This is a genomic window from Streptomyces sp. NPDC030799, assembly GCF_055572255.1.
On record NZ_JBVIDS010000016.1, the window covers coordinates 78450 to 97291 of the forward strand.

23 protein-coding genes and 1 tRNA gene are annotated in these 18842 nt (G+C 71.6%); 18 read left to right on the forward strand and 6 right to left on the reverse strand.

What is annotated here, in order from left to right:
* Positions 1-40 precede the first annotated feature (40 nt).
* Genes ACZ41I_RS33880 through ACZ41I_RS33895 form a run of 4 tightly spaced genes read right to left on the reverse strand, consistent with a single transcriptional unit; the run spans position 41 to position 4130 of the window.
* The gene (locus tag ACZ41I_RS33880; RefSeq protein ID WP_363219037.1) at positions 41-802 is read right to left on the reverse strand and encodes an SDR family NAD(P)-dependent oxidoreductase; all 762 of its coding nucleotides are present in this window, start codon (positions 800-802) and stop codon (positions 41-43) included.
* The gene (locus ACZ41I_RS33885; protein WP_363219036.1) at positions 799-1278 is read right to left on the reverse strand and encodes a cupin domain-containing protein; all 480 of its coding nucleotides are present in this window, start codon (positions 1276-1278) and stop codon (positions 799-801) included. Before ACZ41I_RS33885 ends, ACZ41I_RS33880 begins: the two co-directional genes overlap by 4 nt.
* A gap of 10 nt (positions 1279-1288) precedes the next feature.
* The gene (locus ACZ41I_RS33890) at positions 1289-1891 is read right to left on the reverse strand and encodes a GNAT family N-acetyltransferase (protein WP_468515843.1); all 603 of its coding nucleotides are present in this window, start codon (positions 1889-1891) and stop codon (positions 1289-1291) included.
* The gene (locus tag ACZ41I_RS33895; RefSeq protein WP_468515844.1) at positions 1884-4130 is read right to left on the reverse strand and encodes a penicillin acylase family protein; all 2247 of its coding nucleotides are present in this window, start codon (positions 4128-4130) and stop codon (positions 1884-1886) included. Before ACZ41I_RS33895 ends, ACZ41I_RS33890 begins: the two co-directional genes overlap by 8 nt.
* Before the next feature lie 166 nt (positions 4131-4296).
* Between ACZ41I_RS33895 and ACZ41I_RS33900 the strand changes: the two genes are divergently transcribed.
* The 7 genes from ACZ41I_RS33900 (at position 4297) to ACZ41I_RS33930 (ending at position 9047) form a co-directional block, all read left to right on the forward strand.
* The gene (locus ACZ41I_RS33900) at positions 4297-5766 is read left to right on the forward strand and encodes an FG-GAP and VCBS repeat-containing protein (protein ID WP_468515845.1); all 1470 of its coding nucleotides are present in this window, start codon (positions 4297-4299) and stop codon (positions 5764-5766) included.
* 47 nt (positions 5767-5813) lie between these two features.
* Positions 5814-6434 carry an HhH-GPD-type base excision DNA repair protein gene (locus ACZ41I_RS33905; protein ID WP_468515846.1) on the forward strand — a complete coding sequence of 207 codons (621 nt, stop codon included), beginning with the start codon at positions 5814-5816 and terminating at the stop codon, positions 6432-6434.
* Positions 6435-6504: 70 nt separating this feature from the next.
* On the forward strand, positions 6505-7182 hold the full coding sequence (locus tag ACZ41I_RS33910) for an HdeD family acid-resistance protein (RefSeq protein ID WP_363219031.1): 678 nt from the start codon (positions 6505-6507) through the stop codon (positions 7180-7182).
* Positions 7183-7318: 136 nt separating this feature from the next.
* Complete coding sequence (locus ACZ41I_RS33915; protein ID WP_363219030.1) at positions 7319-7639, forward strand: hypothetical protein; 321 nt, start codon at positions 7319-7321, stop codon at positions 7637-7639.
* 53 nt (positions 7640-7692) lie between these two features.
* Positions 7693-7815 carry a hypothetical protein gene (locus tag ACZ41I_RS33920; protein ID WP_363219029.1) on the forward strand — a complete coding sequence of 41 codons (123 nt, stop codon included), beginning with the start codon at positions 7693-7695 and terminating at the stop codon, positions 7813-7815.
* A 194-nt stretch (positions 7816-8009) separates the two neighbouring features.
* A complete protein-coding gene (locus ACZ41I_RS33925; RefSeq protein WP_004943146.1) occupies positions 8010-8306 on the forward strand; it encodes a type II toxin-antitoxin system VapB family antitoxin in 297 nt (98 codons plus the stop codon).
* 105 nt (positions 8307-8411) lie between these two features.
* The gene (locus ACZ41I_RS33930) at positions 8412-9047 is read left to right on the forward strand and encodes a LytR C-terminal domain-containing protein (protein ID WP_363216405.1); all 636 of its coding nucleotides are present in this window, start codon (positions 8412-8414) and stop codon (positions 9045-9047) included.
* A gap of 78 nt (positions 9048-9125) precedes the next feature.
* On the opposite strand, the gene upp is transcribed toward ACZ41I_RS33930, so the two are convergent.
* Positions 9126-9761 carry a uracil phosphoribosyltransferase gene (upp, locus tag ACZ41I_RS33935; RefSeq protein ID WP_468515847.1) on the reverse strand — a complete coding sequence of 212 codons (636 nt, stop codon included), beginning with the start codon at positions 9759-9761 and terminating at the stop codon, positions 9126-9128.
* Between the two features lie 95 nt (positions 9762-9856).
* Here upp and ACZ41I_RS33940 point away from each other — a divergent pair, with 95 nt between their 5' ends.
* The 9 genes from ACZ41I_RS33940 (at position 9857) to ACZ41I_RS33980 (ending at position 15298) form a co-directional block, all read left to right on the forward strand.
* Positions 9857-10063 (forward strand): hypothetical protein, encoded by a 207-nt coding sequence (locus tag ACZ41I_RS33940; protein WP_468515848.1) that lies wholly within the window; start codon positions 9857-9859, stop codon positions 10061-10063.
* A gap of 297 nt (positions 10064-10360) precedes the next feature.
* Entirely contained in the window at positions 10361-10894 is a 534-nt protein-coding gene (locus ACZ41I_RS33945) for a tRNA adenosine deaminase-associated protein (protein WP_363216407.1), read from the forward strand.
* Between the two features lie 59 nt (positions 10895-10953).
* Positions 10954-11385, forward strand: coding sequence for a tRNA adenosine(34) deaminase TadA (gene tadA / locus ACZ41I_RS33950; RefSeq protein ID WP_399767249.1), 432 nt, complete (start codon positions 10954-10956; stop codon positions 11383-11385).
* A gap of 57 nt (positions 11386-11442) precedes the next feature.
* Positions 11443-11527 (forward strand) — tRNA-Ser (locus ACZ41I_RS33955).
* A gap of 180 nt (positions 11528-11707) precedes the next feature.
* On the forward strand, positions 11708-11887 hold the full coding sequence (locus ACZ41I_RS33960; protein ID WP_363216403.1) for a hypothetical protein: 180 nt from the start codon (positions 11708-11710) through the stop codon (positions 11885-11887).
* A gap of 10 nt (positions 11888-11897) precedes the next feature.
* Entirely contained in the window at positions 11898-12191 is a 294-nt protein-coding gene (locus tag ACZ41I_RS33965) for a Dabb family protein (RefSeq protein ID WP_363216402.1), read from the forward strand.
* A 131-nt stretch (positions 12192-12322) separates the two neighbouring features.
* Positions 12323-13213: an RNA polymerase sigma factor SigF gene (locus ACZ41I_RS33970; RefSeq protein ID WP_363216401.1), complete on the forward strand. Its 891-nt coding sequence runs from the start codon at positions 12323-12325 to the stop codon at positions 13211-13213.
* 343 nt (positions 13214-13556) lie between these two features.
* A complete protein-coding gene (locus ACZ41I_RS33975; protein ID WP_363216400.1) occupies positions 13557-14495 on the forward strand; it encodes an RNA polymerase sigma factor SigF in 939 nt (312 codons plus the stop codon).
* Between the two features lie 494 nt (positions 14496-14989).
* Positions 14990-15298, forward strand: coding sequence for a hypothetical protein (locus ACZ41I_RS33980; protein WP_399767083.1), 309 nt, complete (start codon positions 14990-14992; stop codon positions 15296-15298).
* Positions 15299-15301: 3 nt separating this feature from the next.
* Here ACZ41I_RS33980 and ACZ41I_RS33985 read toward each other — a convergent pair whose 3' ends face one another.
* Entirely contained in the window at positions 15302-15499 is a 198-nt protein-coding gene (locus ACZ41I_RS33985; RefSeq protein WP_363216398.1) for a hypothetical protein, read from the reverse strand.
* A 205-nt stretch (positions 15500-15704) separates the two neighbouring features.
* Here ACZ41I_RS33985 and ACZ41I_RS33990 point away from each other — a divergent pair, with 205 nt between their 5' ends.
* Together ACZ41I_RS33990 and ACZ41I_RS33995 are read left to right on the forward strand one after the other, a co-directional pair.
* Positions 15705-16211 carry a MarR family winged helix-turn-helix transcriptional regulator gene (locus tag ACZ41I_RS33990; RefSeq protein WP_468515849.1) on the forward strand — a complete coding sequence of 169 codons (507 nt, stop codon included), beginning with the start codon at positions 15705-15707 and terminating at the stop codon, positions 16209-16211.
* Between the two features lie 85 nt (positions 16212-16296).
* Positions 16297-18795 carry an MFS transporter gene (locus ACZ41I_RS33995; protein ID WP_468515913.1) on the forward strand — a complete coding sequence of 833 codons (2499 nt, stop codon included), beginning with the start codon at positions 16297-16299 and terminating at the stop codon, positions 18793-18795.
* Positions 18796-18842: the final 47 nt, after the last annotated feature.

Below are 18842 nucleotides of genomic sequence, written 5' to 3' on the forward strand. Positions count from 1 at the left end.
CGTGCCCTGCCTACGAGTACGCAGAGACCGGCCGGAGTGCTCACCACGTCGGGCGGGCCGAGACACCGCCGTCCACGGTCAGGTCGTGGCCGGTGATCCAGCTCGCGAGCGGCGAGGCCAGGAACACGCACGCGTCGGCCACGTCCCGGGGACGGCCGAGGCGGCCGGTGGGGGCGGCGGCCAGCCAGCGGCGTACGCCGTCCGGCCAGGACTCCGCCAGGCCCTCCCGGTCGATCAGGCCGGGCGAGACGCTGTTGACACGGATGCCGTCGGGCCCGTACTCCAGGGCGGCCGCGCGGGCGTGCATGACGACCGCCGCCTTGGCCGCGCTGTAGTGGGCGTGGCCGGGGGCGGGGCGGGCGGCCTCGATGGAGGCGATGTGCGTGATGGTGCCGCCGCCGTGTGCGCGCAGGTGCGCGGCGGCGGCCTGGGTGCAGGAGAAGACGCTGGTGAGGTCGGTGTCGACGACCGTGCGCCACTCGTCCGCCGTCATACCGGGCAGGGGCTGGACGGGCTGGACGGCCGCGTTGTTGACGAGGGCGGTCAGCCGGCCGCCGGACCAGTCCGTCACCTCCCGGACGAGGCGGTGGCAGGCGTCGTCGTCCGTCAGATCCGCCTGGAGTACGACGGCCTCGCCGCCCGATTCCCGGATCCGGGCCGCCACTTCCCCGGCCGCGTCCACCGCCGTACGGCAGTGAAGGGCCACCGCCGCGCCCTCCTCGGCGAAGCGCAGCGCGATGGCGCGGCCGATGCCGCCGCCCGCGCCGGTCACCAGGACGGTCTGTCCGTCGAGCAGGCTCATGGACGGCACAGTTCCGTGATCCGGGCGGCCTCGGCCGGGTAACGCGCCGTGAGCTCGGCCGCGTCGCCGTGTTCGTAGTCCGCGTAGGTGAATCCCGGGGCCATCGTGCAGCCGAAGAACGACCATGCGCCGGCCGGCGCCACCCGTGCGCCCATCCAGGTGCCGGCCGGCACGGTCAGCTGGACGTGCTGCCCCGACAGCGGGGCGGGGCCGAGGGTTTCGGTGCGGGTGGTGCCGTCGGGGGCGAGCAGCAGGAGATGCAGCGGGTCGCCGAGGTAGAAGTGCCAGATCTCGTCGGTGGGCAGGCGGTGCAGGGCGCAGAAGTCGTCCGAGGTGAGCAGGGCGACGATGGCCGAGCCCGCGGGACGGCCGTCGGTCCCCTCCGGCCCCTGCCAGGTGCGGCGGAACAGGCCGCCCTCGCGGGGGATGGGTTCGAGGCCGTAGTGGGCGATCAGCTCTTCGGGCGTCGTCGTCACGCGGGCAAGGTTAGCCTTCCGGAAAGGCCACCGCCCGTTCCAGGAAGGCGAGTTGGGCGTGCTTCTCGGGCAGGTACACGTCGGGGACGTCCACCTCGGGCAGGACGACCACGGGGCCGCACACGAATCCCTGGCGTTCGAAGCGGGCGATCGCCTTGGTGTTGCGTACGTCCGGGTCGACCACGAGCCGGCGCCGGTCCAGGACGCACAGCGCGTAGGCCGTCATCACGTGCAGCAGGGCGGCGGTCCAGCCGGGACGGCGGCCGTCGGGGCCGGCGGGGCCGAGGAGCACATGGACGCCGAGGTCGCCGGGGAGGACGTCGTAGCACTCGCCGACCCGGTCCGCGGCCGGCTCGTACGTCTGGAGCAGAGCCGCCGGTGTGCCGTCCTTGGTGACGAGGTGGGCGTGGTGGGTGTCGAGGCCGGCCATGTGGGTGTAGACGTCGGCGACCTGGTCCCGGGTGAGGCCGTTCATGCCCCAGAAGGCGGCGCGTTCCTCGCTCACCCAGCCGTGGATCACGTCCGCGTCGCACGCCGGGTCGAGGGGACGGACGCGGATGGTGCCGAAGCCGTCGACGTGCTGGGCGAAGGCTTCCTCGAAGCGGTCAGTCATGGGTTTCCTCGGTGCGTTCCAGCAGGGTCAGCAGGGTCCAGTCGGTGACGACGGGGGCCAGTTCCCCCTTGAGCCACAGGGGGAGTTGGTCACGGTGGTGGGGGGCGCCGGGGACGCCGTCGGCGCCGAAGGGGACCACCCAGCGGCTGCCCGCGCGGTCGGCCAGGTCCCAGACGTACCGGGCGGCCGGGCCACGGGCCGCGCGGTCGGTGAGACCGGGTACGGCGGAGGTGCAGAGCACGCAGTCGTGGTCACCGGCGAGCCCGGGTCCGGGGTCCTCCGGCGCTTGCGGGAGTGCGCGCCAGGGGGCGAGGCGGTGGGTCGTGGACCAGGTGCCGGCCGGCTGTGCGGCGGCCACCTCCTCCAGGGCCGCACGGACGGTCGCCGGGCGGTCGATGCCGTACAACTCCCTGGCGCGCAGCAGGTGTTCCAGGGCGTATCCGATGCGCGGGACGAGGGCCAGCCAGGGGAGCAGGACCTCCGGGTAGGCCGGGGGCTCGGCGAGCGGGGCGAACACCGGGTGGGCGGCGAGACGGCGTACGACCGCGGAGCGTACGGCGGCGTAGGCGGCCGCGTCGGTGCTGTCGGCGTCCATGCGGCGGTTCCAGGCGAGCAGGCGGGCACGCAGGCGGGCCGCTGCGGGGCTGAGGCCGGCGAGGGCGGAGAGATGGTCCAGCAGGGGCGCGGCGGAGGCCAGATGGGTGTCGGTGTGGATCGCGGGCATGCCGTCGGCGGTCCAGGTGCGGTGCGCGTCGAGGAGGGCGCGGATGCGGTCGGCGCGGTGCGGTGGGGCGAACTCGACGCCGAGGGGGGTGGCGGGGCCGCGCTGGTTGGCCATCACCGCGATGCCGTCCGGCACGGGCGCGTACGGCGTCTCGTGCCAGCCGTGCCATTCGTGGCCGGGGTGCCAGGCGGGGACGGGGTGGAGGCGGTTGGCCCGGGCGCGCACGGGGACGCGGCCGGCGACGCGGTGCAGGGTGCCGCCCCGGGTGTCCGCGGCCTGTACGACGTTGACGGGCTCGGCCCAGGCGTCGAGGGCACGGTCGACGTCTTCGACGGTGCGGGCGCGGAGGAGGGGCAGGAGGGCGCTGAAGCCGAGGTCTGCGGTGACGCGCGGCGGGCAGCGGAGAGCGAGTGCCTGCGGCGCTTCGGCGCGAGGGGATCCCGCCTCGGCTTCGTCCTCGGCTCGGATTGCGTTCCCACCGGCAGCACCCGTACTGCCTTCGTGGTCGGGCGCGGTTGGCCCCTGTGGGGAGTTCTCGACGTCGGCGGCCTGCGGGGTGTACGGCCGTGTCGACGTGAGACCCGCTTCCAGCCCCTCCGGCCCCCCGATGATCACCGGCCCCCGGTCCGTCTCGATCACCTCGATCGCGATCGGCGGTTCGCCCGCGATGTCGACCGTCTCCGTGTGCCGCGTGGCCCGGTGCCAGCGGCCGTCCGGGCCGAGGGCCTGGACGCCGGTGCCCGTGCGGCGCAGGCGTTCTCGGTACAGGTCCTGGTAGTCGGCCATGGCGTTGGTGATGGCCCAGGCGACCGTGCCGGTGTGACCGAAGTGGGCGATGCCGGGGACGCCGGGCACGGCAAGGCCGATGACGTCGAACTCGGGGCAGGCCAGGCGGATCTGCTGGTAGACGCCGGGGTCCTCGATGAAACGGTGCGGGTCGCCGGCGATCAGGGCGTGGCCGGAGGCAGTGCGGGCGCCGGTGACGAGCCAGCCGTTGCTGCCGGCGGTGCCGGGGCCGTCGGTGGCGAACAGGCGGACGGCGTCGGGGCCGAGGTGCCGTATCGCCTGCTCGCGCCAGAGCTTGGCCGGGAAGCCGGCGAAGAGGAGGTGGGTGGCGAGCCAGACGCCGAGCGGGGTCCAGGGCTGCCAGCGGCCGGGGGCGAGGCCGGTGCGGCCGAACTCGCAGGCGCGGCGGGCGCCTTCGGGCAGGCCCGCATTGACGCCGTCGACGTATGCGCGGACCCAGTCGGCCGTTTCGGGGTCCCGGCGGTCCAGCGCGGCGAAGCACCGGCGGGCGGTGTCGTCGAGCCGGGCCCGGCGGGCGAGGACGTCCCAGGACAGGGCGCCGGCGCCGAGGAAGGAGGCGGAGGTGCCCTGGGACCGGTGGCGTTCGACCTCCAGCTGCCAGGCGCGGTCCAGTGCGGTCACCCGGCCCTGGGCATGGGCCAGTTCACGGGCGCTGGAGGCGCGCAGGTGGGGGATGCCCCAGGCGTCGCGGTAGGTCTCGGTGGTCACCAGGGAGCCCCCCTTTGTTTTAGGTAAGCCTTGCCTAAGTTCCTTGCGGGAAGGAATCGTACGCGATGCATGGCCGACCCCGGCCGAGGTTCGCTTCCGCAGGCGGACAACCATTCGAGTACTTCATGGGTCGAGTGGGACGTCCGTTACTAGTGGGGGAGATTTCGTGCGAAGAGTTCTGACCGCGGGCACCGTGCTGGCCGCCGTCGCCGCCGTTCCGCTGACCCCGGTGGCGTCCGCCGCCGCCACGCCCTACAAGGGGGCCAACACCGCCGCCGTCCAGGACGACTTCAACGGGGACGGGTACCGGGACCTGGTCATCGGTGCGCCCGACGCCGCGAGCGGCGGCGTGCTGAAGGCCGGCGCGGTCGTCGTGCTGTACGGCTCGGCCTCGGGCGTGAGCACGGCCCACCGTCAGGTCATCACCCCGGCCACGGCCGGGATTCCGGGGGCCCCGGAGAAGAACGACCGCTTCGGCCAGACCGTCACCACCGCCGACCTGGACCGGGACGGGTATGCGGACCTGATCGTCGGCACCCCGCGCGAGGACTTCGGCCTGCAGCAGGGCTTGCGCGGCACCGTGACGGTGATCTGGGGCGGCCCGAGCGGCCTCAAGGGCGGCGCCGACATCGCTCCGCCCGCCGGCTACGGCCCGGACCGGACGTACTGCCTCTTCGGGCGGTCGCTCGCCACCGGGGACATGAACGGCGACGGCGCCCCCGAGCTGTCCGTCGGCAGCAACTGCCAGAGCGTCACCTACACCGGGCCCTTCACCCGCAGCGGGAAGCCCGTCTCCGGCTACCTCGGCAAGGGCGAAAACCACAGTGTGGTCATGGGTGACGTCGACGGCGACGGCAAGGCCGAGCTGTTCTCGCTGCCCGGCCCGGTCCAGGCCTACAGCGGGCCCCTCTCCGTCGGCCAGGACGATCCGGCCGCACCGATGACCCGGCTGCCGCTCGCCCACGGCTGGAACGGGCAGGTCGGCGACGTCAACGGCGACGGCTACGGCGACCTCGTCACTGGCATCCAGTACGACACCCACTTCACCCAGGACCCGCACGGCGCCCACAGCGGCGGCGAGATCCAGGTCCTGTACGGCGGCGCGCACGGCATCACCGCCGACCAGCAGCCCGTCGCCATCCACCAGGACACGCCGGGCGTCCCCGGCGTCGGCAAGGACGGCGGCCAGTTCGGCTCGTCGCTCAGCGTCGGCGACGTCAACGGCGACAAGTACGCCGACGTGCTCGTCGGCGTGCCGTGGAAGACCGTCGGCTCGGCCAAGTGGGCCGGTGAGGCCGTTCTGCTGCGCGGTTCCGCCGCCGGGCTCACCGGCGCCGAGGCCACCGCCTACACCCAGAACACGGCGGGCGTCCCCGGCACCGCCGAGACGAAGGATCACTTCGGCTGGGCCGTCCACCTCGCCGACCTCAACAAGGACGGCGAGGCCGAGGTCGTCGTCGGCACGCCCGGTGAGAACACCGACGGCCTGGTGTGGATCGCCCGCGGGTCGGCAGGCGGACCGGTGACGAACGGCTCGGCCGCCATCTCCGGCAAGAGCGCCGGCCTCACTGTCCGCACGACCGACAGTGCCTCCGGCCTCGGGGCCGCGCTGCCCAGCACCGCGATGACCCGGTAGCGGGCTGCCCGGCGGCGGACGGATCCCGGGCGAGGCATGATCGACGCATGGACGTCACGCTGCACCTCGCCCAGGATCCCGAGGCGGACGCGCTCCTCGGGCGCAGTCCACTCGCCGCGCTGACCGGGATGCTGCTGGACCAGCAGATCCCCATGGAGTGGGCGTTCAAGGGACCCCGGACCATCGCCGACCGGCTCGGCGCCGGAACCGGCGGGGATCTCGACGCGCACGACATCGCCGCGATGGACCCGGAGGCCTTCGCCGCGCTGCTCGCCGAGAAACCGGCCGTGCACCGCTACCCCGGCTCGATGGCCAAGCGCATCCAGCAGCTGTGCCAGTACCTCGTCGAGCACCACGACGGGGACGCCGAGGCGGTCTGGCGGGACGCCGGCAGCGGTGCCGAGCTGCTGAAGCGGCTGGAGGCACTGCCGGGGTTCGGCAAGCAGAAGGCACAGATCTTCCTCGCGCTGCTCGGCAAGCAGCTCGGGGTCACCCCGAAGGGCTGGCGGGAGGCCGCGGGCGCGTACGGCGAGCCCAAGTCCTTCCGCTCCGTCGCCGACATCACCGGACCCGAGTCACTGGCGAAGGTCCGCGCGCACAAGCAGGAGATGAAGGCGGCGGCAAGGGCGGCGAAGGCCTCCGGCACGCAGGACGTCCGGGACGCGTAAACCTCTCGGACGTCACCCGACCAGCCCCTCTCTGCTGGCAGCTCCCGCCCCGCCGGTCCAAGCATGGACCATGACCGAAGCACCCAACAGCGGCCCCGAGTGGGGCCGTGAGTACGACGACCAGCGCGCCCACGCCGCACAGCCGCCCGGCGGGCCGCACGCCCGCCATGAGCCCGAGCCGCCGTTCGAGGGCCCTCTGCACGCCCTGTCCCGGGCCGCCTGGCAGGTGGTCCTGGTCACCGGGATCGCCTCGCTGATCCTCGGCATCCTGGTCCTCATCTGGCCCGGTGCCTCCCTGCTCGTCGCCGGCGTGCTCTTCGGCGTCTACCTCGTGATCAGCGGCATCTTCCAGCTGGCCTCCGCGTTCGGCACGCACAAGACGACCTCGCTGCGCGTACTGGCCTTCATCAGCGGCGCCCTGTCGATCCTGCTCGGCCTGTTCTGCTTCCGCGGGCCCATGCAGTCGATCCTGCTGCTCGCCCTGTGGATCGGCATCGGCTGGCTGATCCGCGGGATCACCCAGACCCTGGCCGCCCTGCACGACTCCCGGATGCCCGCCCGGGGCTGGCAGATCTTCCTCGGGGTCATCACCTTCATCGCCGGAATCGTGCTGATCGACTCGCCGTTCCGGTCGGTCGGTGTGCTGACCCTGGTCGGCGGCATCTGGCTGGTCGTCGTGGGGATCACCGAGATCGTCACCGCGTTCCGCATCCGGGGCCGGGCCAAGGCGGTCCCGCAGACGCTGTGATCCCGGACGGACCTGTGATCCGGGGGCACGGACGCCGCGACACGGGCGTCAACCGCGCGCCCCGTTCCTACGCCGAGCGGGCGGATCTCGCGCCCCGCATGCTGCGTTCCGCTGTCGCCCCGGGGAGACACCTGCTGTGAGCAGGACCGCAAGCCGTCCCCGCAGCCGGACCTGGCTGCGGGTGCTCGTGCTGCTCCTCGCCCTGTGGGTGCCCGGCGTCCATGCACAGGTACAGGCGGCCCCCGCGCTGGGCGTGTCGGCCGAGACCTTCGAGCACGACGTCTTCGACATCCTCGTACGCCCACCCGCCCGTGCCGTCCACCGGGCCGACGTGCCCGAGCGCCCGGCTCCCCTCGCCGACCCGGCACCCGTCCGGCCGACGGCCCGGACGCGCCCCGCCGCGCCACGGGTGGCGTACCCCTCGTCCCTGCCGCGCACGGTGGTCCTGCGCTGCTGACAGACCCGCGTCCCCCACGACAGGTCGGTCGGCTCGACGCAAGGAGCACAGCCATGCCCATGGATCCCTACGCCGTCCTGCGCGCCCTGCTGCGCGCGGAGGCCAGACGTGCGACGGCACCCAGACCGGAGCAGAAGGAGGAACCGCAGCGGCCGCCCGGGCAACCGGGCCGCTGAAGCGGCGCCGGCGGAGGCGGGCCACCGCCTCCGCCGGCCGTCCTCGGCCGAACGGAGGAAATCGGCCGCGTCCTTGTTCCGGCGCACCGCAGCGGACGATAGCCACCCCTATGACCCTTTCGCGGCATCTTTTCAAGCGGCACACTCCGCCGCCATGGCTGCGCCCGGAACGTCTTGACCGGTAGGCTTTCCGTGTGATCTTCAAGCGCATCGGAAACGGCCGGCCGTACCCCGACCACGGCCGGGAAAGCACCCGGCAGTGGGCGGACGTCGCGCCGCGCCCGGTCCGCCTCGATCAGCTCGTGACCACCAAGCAGCAGCTCGACCTGGAAACCCTGCTGGCGGAGGACTCGACGTTCTACGGCGACCTCTTCGCGCACGTCGTGAAGTGGCAGGGCGACCTCTACCTGGAGGACGGGCTGCACCGCGCGGTCCGCGCCGCCCTCCAGCAGCGCCAGGTGCTGCACGCACGCGTGCTCGAACTCGACTGACCCGGCGCGACAGGGCCGTTGGCCCTTGACCCTTTCGGGTTCCGCTGAGCGGCGTCTACTGATCATCTAATAGGCATCGCCGCTCAGGCGCACTACGCTGCGCCCATGAGCATGCTGACTCCCCCGGGCATGGGCGGCCAGTACCGGATCACGGGGGACAAATACCCTCGGATGCGTCCGCCGCGCCGGCACGGCAGGCTCGTGGCCGCCGTGGTGGCGTCCGCCGCCGTGCTCGGCCTGCTCGGCTGGGGCACCCTGCAGCTCATCGACGTCTTCACCGGCGGCAAGAAGGGCACGGTGGCAGCCGCCAAGACCGAGTGCCGCAAGACCAAGGCCGCACCGGCGGCCCGGGTCAGGGCCCTGCCCAGGCCCGGCGACATCACCGTGAACGTCTACAACGCCACCCAGCGCACCGGGCTGGCCAAGGACACCGCGGACGCACTGAAAAGACGCGGCTTCAAGATCGGCGACGTGGGCAACGCGACCAAGGAGTTCGACAAGAAGGTCAAGAACGCCGGGATGCTCCTCGGCCCGCCCGAGGCCCGGAACACCTCACTGGCGGTGCTCGGCACCCACCTCGCCGGGGCCGAACAGCGCACCGCCGCCGGCCGCAAGGGCGCCGCCGTGGACCTGATCATCGGCGACGCCTTCAAGGGCCTTACCTCACCCGCGGCGGCGGACCAGGCACTGGCGGCCCTGACGGCACCCGAACCGACGGCATCTCCGAAGAAGAGCTGCTGACGAGCGCCCCGAAAGGGGCCCGGGGAACGGCGTGGTCGACCACCACGCACCCGCAGTCGCCGGACGGCCAGTGGCCGCCTATTCAGCCGCGCCGTAAAGCCGGTCCCCCGCGTCCCCCAGCCCCGGCACGATGTACCCCTGCTCGTTGAGGTGATCGTCCACGGCCGCCGTCACCACCGTCACCGGCGTCCCCGCCAGCTCCCGCTCCATGACCGCGACCCCCTCGGGTGCGGCGAGCAGCACGACGGCGGTCACGTCGTCGGCCCCGCGCTTGATCAGCTCCTGGATCGCCGCGACCAGCGTGCCGCCCGTGGCCAGCATCGGATCCAGGACATACACCTGGCGGCCCGAGAGGTCCTCCGGCATACGCGAGGCGTAGGTGGAGGCTTCCAGCGTCTCCTCGTTGCGGATCATGCCCAGGAAGCCCACCTCGGCGGTCGGCAGCAGCCGCACCATGCCGTCGAGCATGCCGAGGCCGGCGCGCAGGATCGGCACGACCAGCGGGCGCGGACGGGCGAGCTTGACGCCGGTGGTCTGCGCGACCGGCGTCCGGATGTCGACGGCGTCCGTGCGCACGTCCCGCGTGGCCTCGTAGGCGAGCAGGGTGACCAGCTCGTCGGCCAGCCGGCGGAAAGTCGCGGAGTCGGTGCGCTGGTCGCGCAGCGTGGTGAGCTTGTGGGCGACCAGGGGGTGGTCGACGACGTGGAGACGCATGCCCCTAACGGTACCCGCGCCCGGCACCCCGCCGACCCTGGCGTCGGACCCGCCGTCCGAGGGAAAGTGGGAGGGACGGACTGGGGTGGTGTGACGTGCCCGACCTGCCTGAGCTGCCCGACGACACGGGCGGCGATCCCGAGACCGCGACGCCGGAGACGGCCGCCGAGCGGCGGCGCCGCCGCGCCCAGTTCCTGCGCGACCTCGCCGAGGCCCGCGCGCTGCGCGCCCGGGTCCAGCCGCGACGCGCCAAGGCCGCACGGCTGCGCCACGCGATGCGCATGCGGACGTTCCGCTGGTAGGGAGGACCCTTGTGAGCCCGGTGAGCACGACACTGCAGGGAAAGTTCTGGTGAGGAAGTTCCGCGCGCGCCCCGGCGTTTGGGCGGTGGGCGTGCGTGAGTGCTTGGAAAAGCCGCGTACGATCCGCAGGTGGTGGCAACGAACGCTCAAGACACAGGGAGCCGAAGACGTCCCCTGACAGCCTTGTTTCTGCCACGATTCCGAGTGGGTGGGGCTCGGAGCCCAGCTCTCTCCGCCCAAGTACCTCCGCCGGGGGGACCCCCAACCGGCACGCCTATGACCAGTGGGAGAGTCACGGTGTACTTCGCCGCACTGCTCGCGCGCACCGAAGACGGGTGGGAAGCGAGCGACACAGAGCTCGACGATGTGGAGACCCTGTCGGATCTGGCCGACCTGGCCCGGGAAGCCTCTCCCGACGAGGACACGGTGCTCGTCCTGATCGAGCAGGAGGACGCCTGGTTCGGCGTCGTCCGCGTGGACGGCGAGGACGACCCTCGCATCTACGTCTCGGATGCCGCCGCCGCCCAGCGCAGCGCGTACGGTGAGCTGCTGCTCACCGACGAGCTGCTCGGCCGGGAGCCGGGTGCCGACGACGGCCCCGATCTGGACTCCCTGGACCTCGACGGCACGGAGGACGGCGAGTCCGAGTCCGACGAGGACGACGAGGAGGGCGGCGCCGACGCGGTCCCGCACAGCCCGGTGGGCGACAGCCGGATCCTCGACGACCTGGGCATCAGCGAGAAGGAACTGCGCGCCCTGGACGCCGATGACGCGCTCAGCTCGATCGCCGAGGCGCTGGGCGCCTCGGAGGTGCTGGAGACCGTCCGCTGACCGCGGCACAGGACACGCAGGGCCCCGTGGACCCGGTACGCGACCGCTGGCGGGCCGCGATGCGGCTCGCCCTGGACGAGGCCGGACGGGCCGTCCAGGGCGGGGACGTCCCCGTCGGCGCCGTCGTGCTGTCCCCGGACGGTACGACGGTGCTGGCCGCCGGGCACAACGAGCGTGAGGCCACCGGCGATCCCACGGGCCACGCCGAGGTCCTCGCGATCCGGCGGGCCGCCGCCCGGCTCGGGGAGTGGCGGCTGGCCGGCTGCACTCTCGTGGTCACCCTGGAGCCCTGCACGATGTGCGCGGGCGCGATCGTCCAGTCGCGGATCGACCGGGTCGTCTACGGCGCCCGGGACGACAAGGCGGGTGCGGCCGGTTCGCTCTGGGACGTGATCCGCGACCGTCGGCTCAATCACCGTCCGGAAGTCGTGGAGGGCGTTCTCGCGGCGGAGTGCGCGCGGCTTCTCACCGAGTTCTTCCGGGACCGGTGACGGCGCCGCCGAATTCCGATTTCAAACCATGCCCCACCTTGCTGTAAGGTCTCCCTCGGTAGCGTGTCCGAGCGGCCGAAGGAGCTCGCCTCGAAAGCGAGTGTGGCGCAAGTCACCGAGGGTTCAAATCCCTCCGCTACCGCTCGAAGAAGGGCCTCGTCGAAAGACGGGGCCCTTCTCGTCGTAACGGTCCCTTGAGCACAGGGCGGGGCAAATGACCCGGGGCGGCGGGCCGTTGGTCCCCAAAAGGGGCGTGAAGGTTACACTCGCCGCCGGCAGCAGGGGGCCCACAGGGCGCAGACGCAGCACAGGGGAGGCCGCGGTGGCGGTGAACGCCAAGAAGATCGCCGTATACGTGCTCGTGGTCTTCGCGCTGTACGTGATCATCACGGACCCGCCCAAGGCGGCCCACTACGTCCAGATAGTCTTCGAGGGCATATCGGACGCGGCCAAGGCCATCGGCGACTTCATGACATGGGTCGCCAACGGAGGAAAGAGCTGAGGTACACCCCATGATCCGCCACCTGGTCCTCTTCAAGCTCAACGAAGGTGTCGAGCGCGACGATCCGCGGGTCGTCCAGGGGGTGCAGGCCTTCCGTGAGCTCGGCGACCGGATCGAGGAGCTGCGCTTCTGGGAGTGCGACTGGAACATCAGCGACCGGCCGATCGCCTACGACTTCGCGATCAACTCGGCGGTCGAGGACAGCGACGCCCTCAAGCGCTACCTGGAGCACCCGGCCCATCAGGCGGGCGTCGCGCTGTGGCGCGAGTTCGCCACGTGGGTGATCGCCGACTACGAATTCTGAGTCGCCCGCGCCAAGAGCCCCCCGCTGGAACGGCGGGGGGCTTTCCTATGTTTACGCCCCAACTTGTCATTGTTTGACCACAACACGGCGTAATGCGGTGCTTGCACACAGTGCACATCTCTTGTGATGCTATGACCACTTTTGACGGATGGTTGATCGATGAAGAGGTGGCGTTGACCGTGTCGGCCAGTACTGCGCCGCCCCAGGAGGAGGCGGCAGCCCCTGCCTGCGAGCCCGCTCCCGCGGCCCCCGAGAAGCGGCGCGGCGCCGACACCCGAGCCCTCACCCAGGTGCTCTTCGCCGAGCTGAAGCAGCTGACCCCGGGCACGCCGGAGCACAACCGCGTGCGGGGGACGCTGATCGAGGCGAATCTCCCGCTCGTGCGCTACGCGGCCGCCCGCTTCCGCTCCCGCAACGAACCGATGGAGGACGTGATCCAGGTCGGCACCATCGGCCTGATCAACGCCATCGACCGCTTCGACCCGGACCGGGGCGTGCAGTTTCCGACCTTCGCGATGCCGACCGTGGTCGGCGAGATCAAGCGCTACTTCCGGGACAACGTCCGCACGGTCCACGTACCGCGCCGGCTGCACGAGCTGTGGGTGCAGGTCAACAGCGCCACCGAGGACCTCACCACCCTCTACGGCCGCTCGCCGACCACCGCCGAGATCGCCGAGCGGCTGCGCATCACCGAGGACGAGGTGCTGGGCTGCATCGAGGCGGGACGCTCGTACCACGCCACCTCGCTGGAGGCCGCACAGGAGGGCGACGGACTGCCCGGCCTGCTGGACCGGATCGGCTACGAGGACCCGGCCCTGGACGGCGTGGAACACCGCGACCTGGTCCGGCATCTGCTCGTCCAACTCCCCGAACGCGAACAGAGAATCCTTCTCCTGCGCTACTACAGCAATCTCACCCAGTCACAGATCAGTGCGGAACTCGGCGTCTCCCAGATGCATGTCTCCCGGCTCCTCGCCCGCAGCTTCCAGCGACTGCGCTCCGCGAATCGCATTGACGCATAGAAGGACATCGGCGCATGGAAGGACTCGCGGCGAAGCACAGCAGGCGCACGGAAGCACACCCGCGAAGACCCCCGCATCGCAAACCCGCTCGATCCATCACCACCGCGAGCGAATCGCTCACCAGCACAGATGCCGACAGTTGAGACCCGAAAAAGCGTCAGACCCCTTCTTTCCAGGGCCGATTCGCCTCTCACATGTCGACATGTCACTACAGCGTGTTGCCGACATGTGACATTCTGCGGGAGACGCGTTTGCCGGGCCTTCGGCTCCGGTATTCAGGTGAAGGCTGCGTTGTCCGAAAGACAGCGCCGCCACGACCGTCCCGCGACCCAAAGGGGGTGGCATGTCCGCAGACCAGGGCAGCTCGAAGGTGCTGACGCCCGCGAAGAGCGAGGCTGCACCCAAGGAGCTCGACGCTTTCGACGTCCTCGACGGCATCGAGGGCGTCACGGCCCTCGATGCCGTGCCGGCCCCGCCCGCCCAGGCGGCCGCCGACACTCCGGCCCCGCCGGCGTCGGGGGACATCGACACCCGCACCCTGTCCCGCTCCCTGTTCCTGCGGCTCGCCGCACTCGACGAGGAGAGCCCCGAGCGGGCCTATGTCCGGGACACCCTGATCGAGCTCAACCTGCCGCTGGTCCGCTACGCGGCCGCGCGCTTCCGCTCCCGCAACGAGCCGATGGAGGACATCGTCCAGGTCGGCACCATCGGCCTGATCAAGGCGATCGACCGGTTCGACTGCGAACGGGGCGTGGAGTTCCCGACCTTCGCGATGCCGACGGTGGTCGGCGAGATCAAGCGCTTCTTCCGGGACACCTCATGGTCGGTCCGCGTCCCGCGCCGGCTCCAGGAACTGCGCCTGGCCCTGACCAAGGCCAGCGACGAGCTGTCCCAGAAGCTGGACCGCTCCCCGACGGTGACGGAGCTGGCCGCGGTGCTCGGCGTCTCCGAGGAGGACGTGGTCGACGGCCTCGCGGTCGGCAACGCCTACACCGCCTCCTCGCTGGACTCCCCCGCCCCCGAGGACGACGGCGGCGAGGGCTCCCTGGCCGACCGGCTCGGCTACGAGGACGCGGCCCTGGAGGGCGTGGAGTACCGCGAGTCCCTCAAGCCCCTGCTGGCCAAGCTGCCGCCCCGGGAACGCCGGATCATCATGCTGCGCTTCTTCGCCAACATGACCCAGTCGCAGATCGGCGAGGAGGTCGGCATCTCCCAGATGCACGTCTCCCGCCTGCTCACCCGGACACTGGCTCAGCTGCGGGAGGGGCTCATCTCGGACTGACCCTTCAGTTCTGACAGCCCGTCAGACACACTGGCCCGATGCTGCGAGCGACAGGGTCGGGCAGGGCGACGGGAACGGCATGGACACGTGGCCGCCGAGGCGCCGTTACGGCAGCGTCGGCGGCCGTCGTCGTCCTGGGCGGGGTGTCGGCCGCATGCGGGGACCACGGGCCGGGCGGCGGCTACGTCGCGGTCGGCCCGGCGGGCGGTCCGGAGAAGCAGCGCACGGCGAGCACACCGACGGACCCCGTGTCACTGGTGCCACTGGACGGCAACCGGGACACGGCGGGCGTCAACCCGCCCGCGGCCACGACCCGTTCACCGCACCGGAGCAGTGGATCAACCGCCCACGACAGCCCAGCGCCGCCCCCACCGACGCCGGATACGCCGGACCCTTCCGGCAGTACGGGCGACGGACGCGGCCGCGCGGACGGCCGTACGACAGCACCCCCCGCCGCCCCGGCGACCCCAACACCCGGCCGTAGCACGCCACCCGTGCCCGCCGACCTCTCCTGGGGGAAGCCGGCGACCGACGCGGCGGACCATCGCTGGTGCCAGAAGGTGACCGTCGGCTTCCACAACTCCGGGGGGGTGGCGGTGCGTTCGGGCTCGGTGAGCTTCGGCACGCACATCATCGGCGCGCTCGGCATCGACTGGGGGACGGTCACCTCGACGGTGGACCTCCCGGCGCCGATCCCTCCGCGGACGCACAAGGGTCACACCTGGACGGTGTGCGTGGACGCCTGGCGGGTACCTCTCGGCATGCACATCGAGACGCGGGACGTCTCGGTGAAGTGGAAGTGACTCCTACTTCAGCGCCAGCCAGGCGACTCCGGCCACCACGGCCAGGGCCACGATGACGCCGATGATCACGCCGATGCGGGGGCCGGAGGAAGCGGCCGCCTGCGCCTGGCGCCCCTGGGGAGCCTCGTCGACGAACGCGCGGAACATCTGGGTGCTGCCGGCGGGGTCGTAATTGCCCTGGGGGCCCTGGGTGTTAGCCATGGCCCGAGACACTAGCGAATCCACGTGACCGACCCAAGTGCGGGGCCACCGGGACAGACGGGGGCAGCTCACCCGCACCCACCTGCGCGTTTACGGTAGCAATACTTGCCTTTGCCAAGTTTTTGCGGCGCCCCCTCCCGATTTGTTTGCCTGCAGCAACCAAACACAGCTATGGTTGCCCCAAGCAACGAATACGGGAGGTGTGATGGCCGAGCAGGCGCAGTTCGAAGAGCTGGCGCGTCAGCTCAGTGCCGTCGGCGCCGTGAAACGGGACATGGGGCGGATCCTGCCGCCCGACTGCCCGGCCGGCTCGGCCGCCGTGCTGACCCTGCTCAGCCGCCACGGAGCCATGCGCATGAGCAAGCTCGCGGAGCTGCTCGCCGTGGACATGTCGGTCACCAGCCGGCATGTCGCGCACGTCGCCGCGCGCGGCTGGATCGAGCGGCACCCGGACCCGGCGGACAAGCGCTCGCGCATCCTGCGCCTGACGCCCGCCGGCCTGGAGCAGCTCGACGATCTGTCCCGGCGGACCACGCATCTGCTGGCCGAGCGGCTCGCCGACTGGACCGACGACGAGGTGGCGCAGCTGATCCGGCTGATGTCCCGCCTGCGCGAGTCCTTCGGCGACTGCCGGTCCACCGCGTTCCGGCACCTGGCCTCCGTGGCCGCTCCCGTAGTCGAAGAGACCACCCGTACACCCGCAAGCACGTAAGAAAAGGAAGCCCATGGCAACGACCACACCAGCCGGTGTGCGGGCTCACGCCAAGCACGGGGGAGGCTCCCACGGCGACGCCCCGATGACGCACCGGCAGATCATGGAGGCCCTGTCCGGGCTGCTGCTCGGCATGTTCGTGGCGATCCTGTCGTCCACGATCGTCTCCAACGCCCTGCCGCACATCATCGGAGACCTCGGCGGCGGCCAGTCCGCCTACACCTGGGTGGTCACCGCCGCCCTGCTGTCGATGACCGCGGCCACTCCCCTGTGGGGCAAGCTCGCCGACCTGTACAGCAAGAAGGCTCTCGTCCAGATGGCCCTGGTCATCTACGTGATCGCCTCGATGGCGGCCGGTCTGTCGCAGAACCCGGGCATGCTGATCACCTTCCGGGTGTTCCAGGGCATCGGCGTCGGCGGTCTGTCCGCCCTGGCGCAGATCGTCATGGCGGCGATGATCTCCCCGCGCGAGCGCGGCCGGTACTCCGGCTACCTGGGTGCCACCTTCGCCGTCGCCACCGTCGGCGGTCCGCTGCTCGGCGGGGTCATCACCGACACCTCCTGGCTGGGCTGGCGCTGGTGCTTCTACGTCGGCGTCCCCTTCGCGGTCATCGCGCTGATCGTGCTGCAGAAGACCCTGCATCTGCCCGTGGTCAAGCGGGAGGTCAAGGTCGACTGGGCCGGCGCGTTCTTCATCTCCGCCGCCGTCTCCCTGCTGCTGATCTGGGTCACCTTCGCCGGTGACAAGTACGACTGGCTGTCCTGGCAGACGTACACGATGGTCGCCGGTTCGATCGTCCTTGGCGCGATCTTCGTGCTCATCGAGGCCAGGGCGAGCGAGCCGATCATCCCGCTGCGCCTGTTCCGGAACCGCACCATCACCTTCGCGTCGCTCGCCTCGCTGTTCGTCGGTGTCGCGATGTTCACCGGCACGGTGTTCTTCAGCCAGTACTTCCAGCTGGCCCGCGACAAGTCGCCGACGATGTCGGGCGTCATGACGATCCCGATGATCGGCGGTCTGTTCGTCTCCTCGACCGTCTCGGGGCAGTTCATCACCCGCACCGGCCGCTGGAAGGCATGGCTGGTCAGCGGTGGCGTGCTCGTCACGGCCGGTCTGGTGCTGCTCGGCCAGATCCGGTACGACACCGACTACTGGAAGATGGCCGTCTTCATGGCGCTGCTGGGTCTCGGCATCGGCATGATGATGCAGAACCTGGTGCTCGCCACGCAGAACCAGGTGGCGCCCTCGGACCTCGGCTCGGCCAGCTCCACGGTCACCTTCTTCCGCTCCCTCGGCGGTGCGGTCGGCGTCTCCGCGCTGGGCGCGGTGATGTCCCGCCGGATCACGCACTACGTCCAGGACGGCGTCGCCGCCCTGAGCCCCAAGTACCAGGCGGCCCTCGCGGGCAGCTCGGGCTCGACCGACAGCATCCCGGACATGGACAAGCTCCCGGCGCCCATCCGGACGCTGCTGGAGAGCGCCTACGGCCACGGCATCGCCGACGTCTTCTTCATCGCCGGCTGCCTCGCCGCCGCCGCCTTCCTGATCACCCTGTTCATCAAGGAGGTCCCGCTGAAGACCAAGGGCGCGCTCGCGCAGGCCGCCGAGGGCGAGGCCCCCGTCGCCGACCCGGCCGCCGCCCCTGTCGAGGCCACCCCGGAGAACGCCGTGGAGAACCCCGTGCGGGAACCCGCCCGGGAGCAGGTGCCCAGCTGGGCCGAGCCCGCCGTCCCGTCGGACCGCTTCCAGGAGGCTCCGGCCACCGCGACCGCCACCCGGCAGCTGACCGCCGTCGCCACGCTCGCCGAGTCCGGCACCGGTGGCGGCACCCCGGTGCACGGGTTCGTCCGCGGCGTCGAGAGCGCCCCGGTCCCGCAGGCCGCGGTCACCCTGATCTCGCTGTCCGGCCGCCAGCTGGGCCGCGCGGTCGCCCACACCGACGGTGGCTACGCGGTCGAGGCCCCGGGCACCGGTTCGTACGTCCTGATCGCCTCCGCCGACGGCTACCAGCCGCAGGCCTCCACCATCGTGGTGGGCGAGGAACCGCTGTCGTACGACATCCTGCTCAGCGGCACCAGCGGGCTGACCGGTGTGGTCCGGGCCGCCGACAGCGCGCTGCCGGTCAAGGACGCCATGGTGATCGTCACCGACGTGCGCGGTGACCTGCTGGCCACGGCCGCCACCGGCGAGCAGGGCGACTTCGCCTTCACCGACCTGGTGCCGGGCACGGTGACCATGGCGGTCAACGCGAGCGGGTTCCGGCCGCGCGCGCTGCCGGTCGAGATCGGCGCCACCGGCGTCACCCGGATCGAGGTCGACCTGGACGCGGGCGCCTGCCTCCAGGGGGTCGTCAAGGCCCCGCACGGTCCGCTGGCCGACGCCCGGGTGACGCTCGTCGACCAGGCGGGCAACGTGGTCGGCACCGCCACCACCGGTTCGGACGGCGCGTACGCCTTCACCGACCTGGACAGCGGCGAGTACACCGTCATCGCGACGGGCTACCCGCCGGTGGCGACGGCCCTGACCGTCTCCGGCACCGGAGTCGACGGCCACGACATCCAGCTCGCCCACCCGGGCGAGTAGTTCACCGCCGGCCTGTGGCACACGGACATCCGTGCGCCACAGGCCGG

What these genes read in the sequence shown, in the direction of transcription:
- ACZ41I_RS33880 (WP_363219037.1), bottom strand. Translation starts at nt 802, where the DNA reads ATGAGCCTGCTCGACGGACAGACCGTCCTGGTGACCGGCGCGGGCGGC.
- ACZ41I_RS33890 (WP_468515843.1), bottom strand. Translation starts at nt 1,891, where the DNA reads ATGACTGACCGCTTCGAGGAAGCCTTCGCCCAGCACGTCGACGGCTTC.
- ACZ41I_RS33905 (WP_468515846.1), top strand. Translation starts at nt 5,814, where the DNA reads ATGGACGTCACGCTGCACCTCGCCCAGGATCCCGAGGCGGACGCGCTC.
- ACZ41I_RS33910 (WP_363219031.1), top strand. Translation starts at nt 6,505, where the DNA reads ATGACCGAAGCACCCAACAGCGGCCCCGAGTGGGGCCGTGAGTACGAC.
- ACZ41I_RS33920 (WP_363219029.1), top strand. Translation starts at nt 7,693, where the DNA reads ATGCCCATGGATCCCTACGCCGTCCTGCGCGCCCTGCTGCGCGCGGAG.
- ACZ41I_RS33930 (WP_363216405.1), top strand. Translation starts at nt 8,412, where the DNA reads ATGAGCATGCTGACTCCCCCGGGCATGGGCGGCCAGTACCGGATCACG.
- upp (WP_468515847.1), bottom strand. Translation starts at nt 9,761, where the DNA reads ATGCGTCTCCACGTCGTCGACCACCCCCTGGTCGCCCACAAGCTCACC.
- tadA (WP_399767249.1), top strand. Translation starts at nt 10,954, where the DNA reads ATGCGGCTCGCCCTGGACGAGGCCGGACGGGCCGTCCAGGGCGGGGAC.
- ACZ41I_RS33965 (WP_363216402.1), top strand. Translation starts at nt 11,898, where the DNA reads ATGATCCGCCACCTGGTCCTCTTCAAGCTCAACGAAGGTGTCGAGCGC.
- ACZ41I_RS33970 (WP_363216401.1), top strand. Translation starts at nt 12,323, where the DNA reads ATGACCACTTTTGACGGATGGTTGATCGATGAAGAGGTGGCGTTGACC.
- ACZ41I_RS33975 (WP_363216400.1), top strand. Translation starts at nt 13,557, where the DNA reads ATGTCCGCAGACCAGGGCAGCTCGAAGGTGCTGACGCCCGCGAAGAGC.
- ACZ41I_RS33985 (WP_363216398.1), bottom strand. Translation starts at nt 15,499, where the DNA reads ATGGCTAACACCCAGGGCCCCCAGGGCAATTACGACCCCGCCGGCAGC.
- ACZ41I_RS33990 (WP_468515849.1), top strand. Translation starts at nt 15,705, where the DNA reads ATGGCCGAGCAGGCGCAGTTCGAAGAGCTGGCGCGTCAGCTCAGTGCC.
- ACZ41I_RS33995 (WP_468515913.1), top strand. Translation starts at nt 16,297, where the DNA reads ATGACGCACCGGCAGATCATGGAGGCCCTGTCCGGGCTGCTGCTCGGC.